Source organism: Sanguibacter gelidistatuariae, assembly GCF_900096585.1.
Taxonomy (GTDB): domain Bacteria; phylum Actinomycetota; class Actinomycetes; order Actinomycetales; family Cellulomonadaceae; genus Sanguibacter; species Sanguibacter gelidistatuariae.
The window spans coordinates 102,884-117,504 of record NZ_FMYH01000010.1; the positions used below are offsets into that span (position 1 = coordinate 102,884).

The 14,621-nt window shown below is 68.6% G+C and carries 11 protein-coding genes and 1 rRNA gene; 3 read left to right on the plus strand and 9 right to left on the minus strand.

The annotated features are described in order from the left end of the window. Positions 1-27: 27 nt before the first annotated feature. The 5 genes from BLQ50_RS17305 to BLQ50_RS17325 form a co-directional block, all read right to left on the minus strand. Positions 28-945, minus strand: coding sequence for a carbohydrate ABC transporter permease (locus BLQ50_RS17305; protein WP_245701340.1), 918 nt, complete (start codon positions 943-945; stop codon positions 28-30). Next, positions 942-1,865 (minus strand): carbohydrate ABC transporter permease, encoded by a 924-nt coding sequence (locus BLQ50_RS17310; RefSeq protein ID WP_245701341.1) that lies wholly within the window; start codon positions 1,863-1,865, stop codon positions 942-944. The genes BLQ50_RS17305 and BLQ50_RS17310 overlap by 4 nt, the downstream gene beginning before the upstream one ends. A gap of 146 nt (positions 1,866-2,011) precedes the next feature. Next, positions 2,012-3,325: an ABC transporter substrate-binding protein gene (locus BLQ50_RS17315; RefSeq protein ID WP_093186464.1), complete on the minus strand. Its 1,314-nt coding sequence runs from the start codon at positions 3,323-3,325 to the stop codon at positions 2,012-2,014. 79 nt (positions 3,326-3,404) lie between these two features. Continuing rightward, entirely contained in the window at positions 3,405-5,612 is a 2,208-nt protein-coding gene (locus tag BLQ50_RS17320) for an alpha-galactosidase (RefSeq protein WP_093186466.1), read from the minus strand. A gap of 383 nt (positions 5,613-5,995) precedes the next feature. Continuing rightward, positions 5,996-7,015, minus strand: a complete 1,020-nt coding sequence (locus tag BLQ50_RS17325; protein WP_245701342.1) for a LacI family DNA-binding transcriptional regulator — start codon at positions 7,013-7,015, stop codon at positions 5,996-5,998. A 122-nt stretch (positions 7,016-7,137) separates the two neighbouring features. On the opposite strand from BLQ50_RS17325, the gene BLQ50_RS17330 reads away from it, so the two are divergent. The 3 genes from BLQ50_RS17330 to BLQ50_RS17340 are packed head-to-tail and all read left to right on the plus strand — an operon-like array spanning position 7,138 to position 9,921. Next, a complete protein-coding gene (locus BLQ50_RS17330; RefSeq protein ID WP_093186471.1) occupies positions 7,138-8,514 on the plus strand; it encodes a TrkH family potassium uptake protein in 1,377 nt (458 codons plus the stop codon). Next, on the plus strand, positions 8,507-9,208 hold the full coding sequence (locus BLQ50_RS17335; protein ID WP_093186474.1) for a potassium channel family protein: 702 nt from the start codon (positions 8,507-8,509) through the stop codon (positions 9,206-9,208). Before BLQ50_RS17330 ends, BLQ50_RS17335 begins: the two co-directional genes overlap by 8 nt. 8 nt (positions 9,209-9,216) lie before the next feature. Next, a complete protein-coding gene (locus BLQ50_RS17340) occupies positions 9,217-9,921 on the plus strand; it encodes a hypothetical protein (RefSeq protein WP_139185867.1) in 705 nt (234 codons plus the stop codon). Positions 9,922-10,017: 96 nt separating this feature from the next. Here BLQ50_RS17340 and araA read toward each other — a convergent pair whose 3' ends face one another. The 4 genes from araA to rrf all read right to left on the minus strand — a co-directional run bounded on the left by araA (position 10,018) and on the right by rrf (position 14,459). Then, entirely contained in the window at positions 10,018-11,526 is a 1,509-nt protein-coding gene (araA, locus tag BLQ50_RS17345) for an L-arabinose isomerase (RefSeq protein ID WP_093186479.1), read from the minus strand. Positions 11,527-11,643: 117 nt separating this feature from the next. Continuing rightward, positions 11,644-12,336 (minus strand): L-ribulose-5-phosphate 4-epimerase, encoded by a 693-nt coding sequence (locus tag BLQ50_RS17350; protein ID WP_093186481.1) that lies wholly within the window; start codon positions 12,334-12,336, stop codon positions 11,644-11,646. Next, the gene (gene araB / locus BLQ50_RS17355; protein ID WP_093186484.1) at positions 12,333-14,042 is read right to left on the minus strand and encodes a ribulokinase; all 1,710 of its coding nucleotides are present in this window, start codon (positions 14,040-14,042) and stop codon (positions 12,333-12,335) included. Before araB ends, BLQ50_RS17350 begins: the two co-directional genes overlap by 4 nt. 300 nt (positions 14,043-14,342) lie before the next feature. After that, positions 14,343-14,459: ribosomal RNA gene (gene rrf / locus BLQ50_RS17360) — 5S ribosomal RNA — on the minus strand. Positions 14,460-14,621: the final 162 nt, after the last annotated feature.

Below are 14,621 nucleotides of genomic sequence, written 5' to 3' on the forward strand. Positions count from 1 at the left end.
CCGTCGTCGGGCAGGCGGATGTGCCGTCTACTTGACCGCGCCGCTCGTGACCCCTGAGATGATCTTGCGCTGGAAGACCATGAACACCACGAGCAGCGGCACGCTCATGAGCACGACGTAGGCGAAGATCAGGTGCCAGTTGTTGAGGTAGAGACCGGCGCTGGCCACGTTGAAGAGGTTCAGCGGCAGGGTGTCCATCTGCCCGCCCAGCACGAAGAACGCGTAGAACACGTCGTTCCAGACGTAGAGGCAGATGAGGATCGTCGCGGTGGACAGGACCGGGACGAGCAGCGGCAGGATGATCCGGGAGAAGATCTTGACCGGACCGGCGCCGTCCATCCGGGCGGCCTCCTCGAGCTCGAGGGGGATGTTGCGGACGAAGCCCGTGACGAAGAAGACCACGGTCGACAGGTAGATCCCCATGTACACGCAGATCATGCCGATCGCGGTTCCGGCGATCCCGAGCTGACGCAGCAGCAGCACCACGGTGACCACGGCGGGGGGCAGGATCAGGCCGGAGATCGCCGCGGCGTACAGGAGGGAGTTGAGCCGCCCCGCACGTCGGGCCAGGATCCACGAGGCCATCGCCCCGAACAGCAGGGTCAACAGCACGGCCGGGACCATGATGAGCAGCGACCCGACGAAGCCCGCGGGCACGTCGCCGCGCGTCCAGATCTCGGAGAAGTTCTCCCACAGCCGCCATTTCGCAGGCAGGGCCATGGTCGGGGTGACCGCCTCGGCCTGGCTCTTGCCGGCCGTGACGACGACGAGCCACAGCGGCACGCCCATCGTCAGGACGGTCACGACGACGACGGCGAGGGGCTGGATCTTGGCCCAGGCCCCGGTCCGACCGCCCTTCGGGGTCGGCCGCTGCCTGCGGGGCCGTCCTGCTGAGGGACTGGTCGGGGACACGGCTACCTCGGCGCTGACTGTCTGGGTGCTCACAGGACTTCCTCCCGACGACGCAGCATTCCGATCACAGGGAACGCGAGGATCGCGACGACGACAAAGAGCAGCAGGCTCATGGTCGTGGCCTGCGCATACAGCCCCTGGCCGAAGGTGCGGAAGACAAAGATGTTGAAGATCTCGGTGCTGCGGGCAGGCCCGCCGCCGGTGGTTGCCTGCACGATGTCGAAGCCGTTCATGGATCCGAGCAGCGCGGTGGCGACGTTGAAGGTGACGGCCGGGCCGATCAGCGGGAAGCGGACCTTCCAGAACATCTGCCAGGAGCCGGCGCCGTCCAGGCGTGCTGCCTCCATGACGTCGTCGCTGATGGTCTTCAGGCCCGCCAGGTAGACGAGCATGGACAGCCCCATCCACTTCCAGGCATGGATCATCGAGACGAGGACGAGGGTCCACGTGGTCGATCCGAGCCAGGCGATCGTCACAGGCTGGCCGGTGGCGAACGACAGGATCTCGTTGAGGGCGCCGTCGGGCTTGAGCAGCGCCTGGAAGATGTAGCCGACCGCGAGGGCGCTCATCACCACGGGGATGAAGAACACGACACGGGCGGCGCGGTTGATCTTCGTGTCCTGCTCCAGGAACAGCGCGAGCAGCAGCCCGAAGAGGTTCTGGAAGACGGACACGAGGATCGCGTAGGTGAGTGTGATCCGCAACGACTTCAGCAGGGAGCCGTTGTCCAGCAAGGACTTGAAGTTGTCGGTGCCGATGAAGTTGATCTGGGACTTGAAGCTCGACCAGTCGGTGAAGGCGTAGACGAAGTTGTAGACGGTCGGGACGAGGAAGAAGACGATCAGGACCGCGAACGCGGGGGCCAGGAACCACCACGGGTGGATCTTGCGTTCCGTGACCATCTCCGGTCGCTTCTTCACCTTGGCTGGGGCTGACGCGTAGCTGGTCGCCACGATCGCGCCTCTCTCTCGGTAGCTGGGTGGGCCCCGACCGCCCCGCGGACAGCGGGGGGACGCCCTGCGGGGCGGTCGGGACCTCGGGGGTTCGGGTGAGGCCGTCTGTGCGCTGGCCCCACCCGAAGATGGGAGGAGGAGCCGGGTCAGAACCCGGCGACCCCGGCGGCCTTGGCGAGCTCGGCGAACTGGGACTGGGTGGCCTTGGCAACGTCTTCGGGGGTCTTGACCCCGTTGATCATGTCGACCAGGTTGAGCCACAGGTCCGGGTTGGCGACTGCGGCGGCCTGCATGGACGGCGCGATGTCGGCCTGCGAGGCGTGGATGTCCAGGGCGAGCTGGGGAACCTCAGGAGAGTTCTCGACGCCGGTCACGATCGAGACTGCGTTGGTCGAGGCGACGAAGGTGGGGTAGCCCTCGCCCATCCAGAAGGACATGAACTGGCGGGCCGCGGACTCACGCTCGGCGTCACCCGTGTTGAAGGCGACGATCGCGTTGGACTGGTCCGGGATGGACGTCGCGACGGTGCCCTGGCGGGAGACCGGGAAGAACCCGATCTTGTTGTTGAGCTCGTCGGTCGTGGCGAGCGCCTGCAGCTGGGTCAGGTAGACGTTGTTCTGGACGACCATCGCAGCATCGCCGGCCAGCAGCGCGGTGCCCTGGTCGTTGAACGTCGCGGTCTTGATGTCCGCGTTGAACAGGCCCTCGGTGATGAGGTCGTTGTACTCGGTGATCGAGTCGAGCATCTCCGGGGAGGAGAAGGTCTTCGTCCCGGCGTTCACCTCGTCCCAGAACCCGGCCTTGGCGTCGTCGGCCATCAGCATCTGCGGGAACCACTGGGTGCCCCAGCCGTCACCGGCCATCTCGAAGAACGGGTCGACCCCGGCCGCGTCGATCACGGCGGCGTCGGCGAGCACGTCGTCGAAGTTCTGCGGGAGCTCGGTGATGCCGTTCGCCGCGAAGACATCCTTGTTGTAGTAGACGCCGATCACGGACGGGCTGCCGATCAACGTCGCGTAGCGCGTGTCGTCGAGGATGCCGGTGAGGTCCTGGAGGTCCGGCTCCATGGTCTCGATCCAGGGCGCCCCCTCGAGGGAGAGGAGGTTGCTCTTGGCGTTGATCGCGGTGAGCATCGACGGCGTCGGCTGCCAGAAGGCGAGGTCCGGCTTGGCGCCGGTCGCGACGCGGGTCTGGACGTTGGCCTCGTAAGAGTCGGGGATGACCTCGATGGTGACCTTGGCGCCTGTGGCCTTCTCGAAGGTGGCGGCGACCTCCTCGGGCACGGCCACGCTCGACTGGGCTGCCCAGAAGGTCAGCTCCACGCCGGAGAGGTCGGCCGTCTGGGCCGCCCACTCGGCGGGTGCGGAGGAGCCGGCGTCGGCTCCGCTGGGGTCGCCGCACCCAGCCAGGGTGAGGCCGAGAGCGGTGACGATAGCGGCGGTTGCTGCGAACTTCTTCATCGAAGGATCCTTTCGTGTCTGCAGTTCATCATCGACTGCGGAGGGGGTACGAGGTGGCTGGTGGAAGGGAAGGTAGGTGTCAGGCCGCAGCGCGGCGGGTGACCTTGAGCACCCGCGCGGAGGCCCGAGAAGCCGAGCCGGCAGCCACGCTGGTGCGCAGCACGCCGGCGGCGGAGTCCCAGCTGACCTGCCAGGACCCCAGTTCTGCTGGGAACACCGGCGTGACGTCCACGAGCTCCCCGGCGAGGCCGGCGAGCGGCAGGTCGACGACGTCGGTCGCGCCCGGGCGACGCCAGAGCGTGAGGTAGGTCACGTCGTCGGCCACGAGGGCGAGAGCGACCGCCGGGTCGCGCCAGGACGGCAGGCCGAGCGGCCAGGACGGGACAGACCGGGCGAGGTCGTGGCGGATGCCTTGGTGCGCGGCGACCGCGCTGGCCACCAGGGCGCGCTGGCCGTCGTCCATGCGGTTGAGGTGACCGGTGAGGTACATCCGGCCGAGCAGCCCGGTGGCGAGGGTGAAGGCCATCTCCTCCTGCGTCATCTCCGGCTGGGGGTAGGCCCAGTTTGCGGCCTGCTCGGGCAGGATCGATGCGGGCGCAGCGGCCGCGATCGGCGGGTACCTGAGCAGGTCCTGCTGGTCGGAGGTGGACTGCAGCTGCAGCTCGGAGAGCATCGCGTAGTCCATCCGCATGGCCCCCGACGCGCAGTTCTCGAGGATCAGGTCAGGGTGACGGTCGAGCACGGAGCGCAACCAACCGAGGTAGGCCCGGTTGTGCCGGAGCAGGCCCTCGCCCGGCGCCGACGGCAAGGACGCGCCATCGGCGGACCCATCGGTGCCCGGGCCGGGGGTGACGTTGTAGTCGAGCTTGAAGTAGCGGATGCCGAGCTCGGCGACCAGGGTGTCCACCCGCTCGTCCATGTAGTCGCGGACGGCCTGACTGGAGAAGTCGAGGTGGTGACGCTGGTGCTCGGTGATCCGGTGCCCGGCCCGCTGCATGAACGCCTCGTCCGGGTAGGACTGCGCGAGCGGGCTGCGCACGCCGATGAGCTCGGGCTCGAGCCACAGCCCGGGCTCCATGCCGTTCGCTCGGATGTGGTTGATGACCGCAGCGAGCCCGCCCGGGAAGCGCGCGGTGGACGGCTGCCACTCGCCGACGCCGTCCCACCAGTCGCTGTCGTCCGCGTACCAGCCGGCGTCGATGCAGAAGTACTCCGCGCCGACCGACCCGGCGGCCTCGATGAGCGGCCAGAGCTTCTCGGTCGAGGGGTCGCCCATGAGCGTGTTCATGTAGTCGTTGAAGATCACCGGGAGCGTGGTCGTGTCGTGGTGGGGACGGCGGATGGCGCGGCGCTGCAGGGTGAGCTCGGCGAAGGCACCCTCGGGTCCCGCGGCGGAGGCCACGATCGAGGCGGGGACCGAGGTGAAGGTCTCCCCCGGTGCGAGGTCGCTCGTCCACTGGTGCTCGTCGTCGGTCGGGCCGGTCAGGGCGAGGTACATGCCGTCCGCGCGCTCTCCGACCTGCCAGTGCCACGGGCCGTTGTGCTCGACCTGCCAGCCCCAGGAGATCCCGGACCTGCGGTCGAGGAGGACACCGGTCGGCAGGGTCTGCCCGGTCGACCAGGCGCCCAGGCCGGTGACCCGGAAGGCGCCGCGGGGGTCGTGCTCGTGATCGCTGCGGGACAGGTCGATGACCGGCTGGTTGCGCACGGCGCAAGTGGTCCAGCGGCTTTCGCCGAGCCAGTCGGTCGAGGCCCACAGGACATCGATCGCCTCAAGCTCGGTCGACGGGAAGGAGCCGACGACGAGGCTGGTCACCGCGCGCAGACGCAGCACGGTGTCGCTCTCGTTGGTCACTGCTGTCCAGGCCTGCAGTCCTGCGACGGACTCGTGGGAGCGCAGGGTGGTCACCACGCGCAGCCCGCTCACCGGGTCGGCCTGCTCGATCTCCAGGACGGACCACTCCCCCGCCGTGCGGCCAGCCTCGGTGCGCACGCGGTGCGCGACGTAGCGGAGCCGTTCGCCGATGATCGTGTCGGTGTAGCGGGTCGACGACCAGGCGCGTCCGTGGCCGGAGGCGATGATCTCCACGAGCCCCTGAGCGGAGGTGGCGGGGTTGATGAGGTGGGCCAGGGTGTTGCGGTCGATCGAGACGCCGAAGGTTTCCGGCGCCTGGCCGGCGACGGCCGGGCGAAGGCTCACGATACTGACGGGGGTGTGCTCATCCGCGGAGAGCTCGACGTGCAGCCTGGGGGTGTCCCAGCTGATGATGTGGCTTCGGTGCCCCATGAAAATCCGATCCTCGACGATGAGTGGAGTGTTGCTCCACCTCTATGAAAACGTTGATCAAGCCGGAAAGCAAGTTGCCGGCGTCAAGGTTTGATAACGCTTTCATACGCGGGTGTCGGGGTGCGTGCGAAATGTGAGGTCAACGCGTCGGCGACTGACCCACGTCCCTCACCCCACGTCCCTCACCCCACTCGTGAGCAGCCGTCGAACTCGTGAGCCAGCCATCGCGCCGGCCAGGCGACCGCACTGGTTCACGAGTTCGACGAGCAGCTCACGAGTTCGGCGGAGGCGGTGGCTGTGACGGGACGTTGGCGGGCAACGAGGGAGGGGCCCCGGTGGGGAGGGGAGGCACCCGGAACCGGCGCTGCCTAGAACCACCGCCGTCAGCGGCGGGGTGCGCCCGTGCTCTCCCGGACGACGAGGCGCGGTGCGGCCGAGGACGCCATCGGCGCCTCGCCCGTGGTGATCATGAGATTGAGCTGAGCGAACGCGCGGTGGCCCAGGTCGATGAAGTCCTGCGCGACGGTGGTCAGCGCGGGGATCGAGACAGCAGCGAGCGGTGAGTCGTCGAAGCCGATCACGCTCACGTCGTCGGGCACGCGCCGGCCCGCCTCGTGCAGACCGCGGATCACGCCCATCGCGACCTCGTCGTTCCCGCAGATCACGGCAGTCACGTCGGGCCGGTGCGCCAGCTGCAGGCCCACCTCGCGGCCCGAGGACGGCTCCCAGTCCGCGGCGATGATCTCGGGGACCTCCAGGCCCGCTGCGCGCAGCGCGTCCTCCCACCCCAGCGTGCGGCCCATCAGGGGTATCGCCTGCGGGACGGAGACGTGGTGGACGGTCGGGTGGCCGAGGCCCAGCAGGTACTCGGTCGCCTCCTGGGCGGCCCGGCGGTCGTCGAGGAACGCCTGGGGCTCCGTGGCGTTCAGGTCCCCCACCGCAACCGCGGAGACCATCGGCACGGTGCGTGGGATGGCGCCCTTGGCCACGATCCCGGCCTCGTCGAAGGCGAGGACAACAACCCCGGCGACCGGCTGGCCGAGCACGAGGTCGATCGTCGTGGCGACGGAGGCTTCGTCAGGGGCGTCTACGACCGTGATGACCACAAGATAGCCGGCCGCCCGGGCGGCCTCCTCGATCCCCTGGATGGTCATGGCATAGCCGTAGCGCGTGGTGTTCCCCGAGACGATCGCGATCATCGACTGCCGGCCGCTGACCAGCGCGCGGGCCGCGGCGTTGGGCCGGTAGCCGAGCTCACGGATCGCGGCCATGATCCGCTCGCGCTTGTCCTCGCTGACTGGGGTCGACCCTGTGAGCACCCGCGACACGGTCGGGACAGACATGCCCGCCACGCGCGCGACATCCGCGATGACAGGTACTTTGACGGCAAGGGGTCGGGCCACACCCCAGACAGTAGCGGGAACAACAGCCCCTGGTGCCTGTTTCCGCGTGCGACAGGTGCATCTCACCCGCCAAGTCATGGCAGAGTTCGGATGTACGAGTTGCGTTGACTTGAGGAGAGCGGATGGCATCGGGGCTCTCTGGGCGCCTGTGGGCGGGCCGTGAACTCGTCGACCGCATGGCGCGGCAGTCGCCCGCGCGCCTCGCGATCACCGTGTTCGCCGCGGTCATCGCCGTCTTCACGGGCCTGCTGTCGACGCCGTTGGCCACCGCGCACGGGGTCCGCGCACCCTTCGTCGACGCCTTCTTCACCGCGACGTCGGCCGTCTGCGTGACCGGCCTGGTCACCGTGCCCACCGGCACGTACTGGTCGGGCTTCGGCCAGGCCGTGATCCTCGTGGCGATCAAGGTCGGTGGCCTCGGGGTCATGACCCTCGCCTCCGTCCTCGGCATGGCCGTCTCCCGGCGGATCGGCCTCACTCAGAAGCTGCTCACCGCCTCGGAGACCAAGACCACCCGCCTCGGCGAGGTCGGCTCGCTCATCCGCGTCGTCATCATCACGTCCACGACGCTCGAGGTGCTGATCGCCGCGCTGCTCATCCCCCGTTTCCTGGCCCTCAACGAGGGCGTCGGGGAGGCGTTCTGGCACGGGGTGTTCTACGCGGTCTCGGCCTTCAACAACGCAGGGTTCATCCCGACCGCCCATGGCCTCGCCCCGCACGCCGGGGACTGGCTCCTGCTCATGCCGATCATCATCGGCGCTTTCATCGGCGCGCTCGGCTTCCCGGTCATCCTCAACGTGGCCCGCAACCGCAAGAAGTTCGTCCGGTGGAGCCTGCATGCCAAGCTCACCGTGGTCACCTCGAGCCTGCTCGTCGTGATCGGCTCGACCCTCTTCGTCGCCCTGGAGTGGATGAACTCCGGGACCCTGGGCGCCATGTCCATCGGGGACAAGATCCTCAACGGCCTGTTCATGGGGGTCATGCCGCGCTCGGCGGGCTTCTCCACGATCGACGTCGGTCAGATGCGCGAGGCGTCCTGGCTCATCACCGACTCCCTGATGTTCGTCGGTGGTGGCAGCGCCTCGACCGCCGGAGGCATCAAGGTCACGACCCTGGCCGTCATGTTGATCGCGATCATCGCGGAGGCTCGCGGGGACCGCGACGTGGAGGTCTTCGGCCGGCGCATCCCCCGGGAGACTCTGCGCCTCGCCGTCGCGGTGGTCTTCGTGGGCGCGACGGCGGTCCTCGTGGCCTGCCTGCTGCTGCTGGAGATCACCGGCTGGTCCCTCGACGTCGTCCTCTTCGAGGTGATCTCGGCCTTCGCGACCGTGGGCCTGTCGACCGGGGTCACCCACGACCTGCCCGAGGCAGGCAAGTACGTGCTCATCGCTTTGATGTTCATCGGCCGTACGGGCACGATGACCCTTGCAGCAGCGCTCGCGCTGCGCGACCGCCGTCGGGTCATCCGACTGCCCGAGGAAAGGCCGATCATTGGTTGACAGCACAGCGGCGAAGGTCGCACGCAGCGCAAAGGCCGCCGCCAAGGCGGACGCCGGCGTCCTGGTGATCGGGCTGGGCCGGTTCGGGTCGGCGATGGCCATGACGCTGGACCGGCTCGGGCAGGACGTCCTGGCCGTCGAGCGCTCCCCCGCTCTCGTGGCGCACTTCTCCGACCGGTTGCCGATCGTGGAGGCCGATGCCACCAACCCCGAGGCGCTCGACCAGCTCGGCGCGCGGGACTTCTCCGTCGCGGTCGTCGGGGTGGGCACGTCCCTCGAGGCGAGCGTGCTCATCACCGGGAACCTCGTAGACCTGGGCACCGAGCAGATCTGGGCCAAGGCCGTCTCGGCCGAGCACGGACGCATCCTGCAGCGGATCGGCGCCCACCACGTGGTGTTCCCCGAGGCCGACGCCGGCAACCGGGTGGCCCACCTCGTCTCGGGCAAGCTGCTCGACTACATCGAGGTCGAGGACGGCTTCACGATCGTCAAGATGCGCCCGCCCAAGGAGACCCAGGGCTTCACCGTGGCCCAGTCGAAGGTCCGCGAGCGGTACGGCGTGACGATCATCGGCGTGAAGTCCCCCGGCCAGGAGTTCGTCTACGCCGAACCGGAGACTCGGATCTCGGTCAACGACCTCCTCGTCGTCTCGGGCCACTCCGACCTGCTCGAGCGCTTCGCGGCACGGCCGTAGCGAACCGCATGAGCAGGCATACCCGGCTCGTCCGACGCGCCCAGCAGCGGCTTCGTCCCCAGCTCGGCGAGCTACGGTTTGTGGCCCGGTCGTGGGGAGTGCACTGGGGTGCGTTCGTCCCATGCATCCTCATCGGCTTCTTCTACGGCGCGATCGCCGAGTACGTCTCCTTCACTCCGCGAGTGCCGGACCGCTTCACCAACATCCCGCTGTACGTCCTGGTCTCCGCGCTCGCCGGGCTGGTGATGGTCGCGATCACGTTCGCGTGGAGCGTGCGCACCGTCCTGCTCTTCGACGGCGGCCTGGTGTTTCTCTTCTCCCAGAAGACCACCACCCGAGTGATCGGCTGGCACACCGTCCCCGCAGCCTCCGTGCGGGCGCTGTGGACCGATCACGCCACGATCGGGCGGGTCGTCCGCCCGCGGACCCGCAGCCTGTTCACGTCCATCGGCGTGAAGGGGCGCTATGGCGTCCTCTTCTCCGGAGCCGACGTCGCGGCGCAGGTTCCGACGGGACAGGCTCCGGCTGGGCAGGCCCAGCCGGACGCGCCCGTCGTCCGCACGTTCCTCTTCGCCCAGCGCACCGACACGGCGCCGCTCGTGCACGCGATGGCTGCGTTGATGCGGGCCCGTGGCGTCCCGGGCGCCGAGGCCATCGGGTGGACCGCCCTGCCGCCGACCAGAGTGAGCACGCCGATCGTCGTCGGCGAGTGACGACCGCTCAGCCGTAGGAAACGACAGCGGGGACGCAGCTTGCGCTGCGCCCCCGCTGTCGTTCCGCACCCTCGCAGGCCGCGACGCGGAGTTCTGTCAGAAGCCCTGCGCCAGGCGGTAGTACGCCTGGTTCCAGCGCAGCTCCTGGGCGAACTGGCGCGCCTCGGTCTTCTCGTCGATCGTGACGAGCTCGGTGCGAGCCATGTCGGAGAAGTCCTGGAAGGCCTCCAGGCCCACGGCGGTGCTCATGACCGTGTGGTGCGCGGCGCCGGCCAGCAGCCAGGCCTCGGCCGACGTCGCGAAGTTCGGCTGCGGCTTCCACACGGCGCGGGCCACGGGCAGGTTGGGCAGCTCGTGGGCCGGCTCGATGACGTCGACGACGTTCACCGTGAGGCGGAAGCGCTCGCGCATGTCAGACATCGCCACGACGACGGCGGGGCCGGCGTCGGTGTTGAAGACGAGGCGGACGGGGTCTTCCTTGCCGCCGATACCCAGCTCGTGGATCTCCAGGCTCGGCCTGGAGGTGGTCAGCGTCGGGCAGACCTCGAGCATGTGCGCACCGAGGATCTTCTCATCGCCGGGGGTGAGGTCGTAGGTGTAGTCCTCCATCAGGGAGGCGCCACCGGGGAGGCCGAAGCCCATGACCTTGGCGACGCGCACGAGGACAGCGGTCTTCCAGTCGCCCTCGGCACCGAAGCCGTAGCCTTCGGCCATCAGGCGCTGCACGGCGAGCCCGGGGAGCTGGCGTAGGTCGCCCAGGTCCTCGAAGTTCGTCGTGAACGCCCCGAAGTCGCCGGACTCCAGGAAGGAGCGCAGACCGGCCTCCTGGCGTGCGCCGTAACGCAGCGACTCGTGGCGGGCGCCGCCCTTGCGCAGCTCGGGGGCGACGTCGTAGAGCTCTTCGTACTCGGCGACGAGCGCGTCGATGACGGACTCGTCGACCGCGTCGACCGCGGCGACGAGGTCGTTGACGCCCCACGTGTTGACCGAGACGCCGAGGCTGATCTCGGCCTCGGTCTTGTCGCCCTCGGTGACAGCGACGTTGCGCATGTTGTCGCCGAAGCGGGCCACGCGGAGGTTGCGCACGGCGTCGAAGCCGGCCGCGGCGCGGGTCCAGGTCGCGATCTTTCCGATCACGGCCGGGTTGGACACGTGCCCGACGACGGTCTTGCGCGGCACGCCCATGCGCGTCTGGATGTACCCGAACTCACGGTCCCCGTGGGCGGCCTGGTTGAGGTTCATGAAGTCCATGTTGATGTCTGCCCAGGGCAGCTCGACGTTGGCCTGCGTGTGCAGGTGCAACAGCGGGGTGTCGAGGGCGTCGAGGCCGCGGATCCACATCTTCGCCGGGGAGAACGTGTGCATCCAGGCGATGAGGCCGATGCAGTTCTCGTCAGCGTTCGCGGCCAGGGCCAGCGCCTTGATCGAGTCTGAGTCCTTGAGGACGGGCTTCCACACGATCTTGATGGGCACCTCGCCCGCGGCGTCGATCGCGTCGGCGATCGTCTGCGACTGCGCGGCGACCTGGAGGAGCGTCTCCTCGCCGTAGAGGCCCTGAGATCCGGTGAGGAACCAGATCTCTTTTCCTTCGAAGGGGTTCTTCATGGTGTGTCCTTAGGTGGCTGCTGGGGCCGCAGAGCCCAGTGGGCCCTGCGGGTAGGACGAATGCTGGTGCTACGGCGAGCCGGCCGCGAAAGCCGGGCTCCGGCGTCGGGCAGGTGGCTACTTGCCGTAGACGTTCTGGTATCGGTCGTAGAGCGAGTCGATCTGCTCCTGCGGGATACGCAGGGGTTCCCCGAGCTGACGGGAGATGTGCACGGTGCGTGCGACCTCCTCGACCATGACGGCCGCCTTCACGGCGGACTTGGCGTCCTTGCCGATCGTGAACGGGCCATGGTTGCGCATGAGGACCGCGGGAGACCGGCTCGTCGACAGGGTGTCGACGATGCCCTTGCCGATCGAGTCGTCGCCGATCAGCGCGAAGGGCCCCACGGGCACGTCGCCGCCGAACTCGTCGGCCATCATCGTCAGGACGCACGGGACCGGCTCGGCCCGCGCGGCCCAGGCGGTCGCGTAGGTGGAGTGCGTGTGCACGACGCCGCCCACGTGGTCCATGTTCCGGTAGACGTAGGCGTGCGCCGCAGTGTCCGAGGACGGGTTGCGGGTGCCGTCGACGAGGTTGCCGTCCAGGTCGCAGACGACCATGGACTCCGCGGTGAGCTCGTCGTAGGTCACGCCCGAGGGCTTGATCACGAAGAGGTCCGCGGACTTCAGGCGCTGGGAGACGTTGCCCGCGGTCCACACGACGAGCTCCCACCGGGGCAGCTCGGCGTGCAGGGCTGATACGACCTCGCGGACCTGGGCGACCTCGGCCTGAACATCGGCGGAGTAGGTCGAGAGACCGGCGGCGGTCATGCCTGGGTCCCGGTCTTGACCTCGCGGCGGATGCCCTTGAGGCGGTGCATGACCTCGTTGGCCCCGCGGCCGAAGTAGTCGTGCAGGAGCGTGTACTCGGCGAAGAGCGCGTCGTAGCGGACGGCGTTCTCCTCGATCGGGGTGTACGCGGCGACGGTGCGCTTGCCCATGACCTTCGCGGCCTCGCGGACGTCAGCGTAGGCACCCGCGGCGACCGCGGCGTGGATCGCGGACCCCAGGGCGGGGCCCTGGTCCGAGGCGATCGTGGAGAGGGAGAGCCGGGTGACGTCCGCGTAGATCTGCATGAGCAGCTTGTTCTTGAGCAGCCCACCGGCCACGACAAGCTCGGTCACCGGGACGCCGGAGGCGTTGAACGCCTCGACGATCGTGCGGGTTCCGAAGGCGGTCGCCTCCAGGAGCGCCCGGTAGGTGTCCTCCGGCTTGGTCGCGAGCGTCTGCCCGACGACGATCCCGGACAGCTCGTGGTCGACGAGGACGGAACGGTTGCCGGAGTGCCAGTCGAGGGCGACGAGGCCGTGCTCGCCGATCTGCTGCGCGCTCGCCAGGTCCGTCAGGTGCTGGTGGACGGACTTGCCGGCCGCTGCCGCGGCGTCGACGTAGGCGGGCGGCACGGAGGAGTTCACGAACCAGCCGAAGATGTCGCCCACACCGGACTGGCCGGCCTCGTAGCCCCACAGGCCCTCGACGATGCCGCCGTCGACGACGCCGCACATCCCGGGGACCTCGTGCAGCGCTTCGCCGTTCATCACGTGACACGTCGAGGTGCCCATGATCGCGGTCATCTGACCGGGCTCGACCGCGTTGGCGGCCGGGGCGGTCACGTGTGCGTCGACGTTGCCGACTGCGACGGCGATGCCCTCGGGCAGCCCGGTCCAGGCGGCGGCCTCGGCGGTCAGGTGACCGGCGACGGCACCGAGCTGGCCGATCTCGTGGTCGACCTTGTCCTCGACGAAGGAGGCGAAGTCGGGGTTGAGCGCACCGAGGAAGTCGGCCGAGGGGTACTCGCCGTCCTGGTAGATGCCCTTGTAGCCGGCCGTGCAGGCGTTGCGCACGTAGGCGCCGCCGAGCTGCCAGACGATCCAGTCGGCTGCTTCGACCCAGTGGTCGATGCGGTCGTAGACCTCGCGGTCTTCCTCAAGGATCTGCAGGCCCTTGGCAAACTCCCACTCGGAGGAGATCAGGCCGCCGTAGCGGCTGATCCACTTCTCGCCCCGAGAGTGCGCGAGCTCGTTGATCCGGTCCGCCTGGCCCTGGGCGGCATGGTGCTTCCACAGCTTGACGTAGGCGTGCGGGCGGTCGCCGAAGCCGTCGAGCTCGCACAACGGCGTGCCGTCCGTCGTCGTCGGCACCATGGTGCAGGCGGTGAAGTCAGTGGCGATGCCGATGATGTCACTGGCGTCGATGCCGTGCTCGGCCACTGCCTGCGCGATCGCGGCGGGCACGGCGATCTTGAGCACGTCGACATAGTCGGCCGGTACCTGCAGGGCCCACTCGGGCGCGAGCGGGACGGGCACCCCGGTGACCGAGGCGGGTCCGGCGGTCAGGACGTGGTCCATGACGGCGTGGGGGTACTCGTGCACCCCCGCGGCGAGCTCGGCGCCGTCGTGCACGCGCACGATCACGGCACGGCCGGAGAGTGTTCCATAGTCGACGCCGACGACGAGGGCGCGCTGCGGGTCAGTCATTCGAAGCCCCATTGCTACTAGGTCCTGCTGGTGAAGGTGGACTGCCATGCCTCATGGTCGGTGACCGCCGGCGTGATCGCCCGGCATGGAGGTCATCGCGCCCGCCGAGCTTGGGCGGCGGCGGGCGCGACAACACCCAATGTTAACGTTCACAATCCGGAACGGCAACCCCCTCGTCAACCCGAACGACCGCCCGTCATCACGCCCCCGGTTCCCCACCGGTGAGTGCTGGGGCGGCCGGCGGGGTTTTGGGTACGACGAAAGCCCACCCCCGAGGGGGTGGGCTTTCGTTGAATGGTTGTCCGGCAGCGACCTACTCTCCCACACAGTCTCCCGTGCAGTACCATCGGCGCAGTGGGGCTTAGCTTCCGGGTTCGGAATGGGACCGGGCGTTTCCCCCACGCTATGACTGCCGTAACTCTATTAGGTTATACAGACCGGATAAGACACGGCCGTACCCTAAGAACCGCACAGTGGACGCGTAGCACACAAAATTTGAGTGTTATCAAGTTATCGGCTTATTAGTACCGGTCAGCTCCGAAGGTCTTTCGTCCCTTCTTCCACATCCGGCCTATCTAC

Coding starts and splice junctions, on each gene's coding strand:
- BLQ50_RS17340 (WP_139185867.1), top strand. CDS start 9,217: ATGAGCAGGCATACCCGGCTCGTCCGACGCGCCCAGCAGCGGCTTCGT.
- BLQ50_RS17350 (WP_093186481.1), bottom strand. CDS start 12,336: ATGACCGCCGCCGGTCTCTCGACCTACTCCGCCGATGTTCAGGCCGAG.
- BLQ50_RS17315 (WP_093186464.1), bottom strand. CDS start 3,325: ATGAAGAAGTTCGCAGCAACCGCCGCTATCGTCACCGCTCTCGGCCTC.
- BLQ50_RS17330 (WP_093186471.1), top strand. CDS start 7,138: ATGGCATCGGGGCTCTCTGGGCGCCTGTGGGCGGGCCGTGAACTCGTC.
- araA (WP_093186479.1), bottom strand. CDS start 11,526: ATGAAGAACCCCTTCGAAGGAAAAGAGATCTGGTTCCTCACCGGATCT.
- BLQ50_RS17320 (WP_093186466.1), bottom strand. CDS start 5,612: ATGGGGCACCGAAGCCACATCATCAGCTGGGACACCCCCAGGCTGCAC.
- araB (WP_093186484.1), bottom strand. CDS start 14,042: ATGACTGACCCGCAGCGCGCCCTCGTCGTCGGCGTCGACTATGGAACA.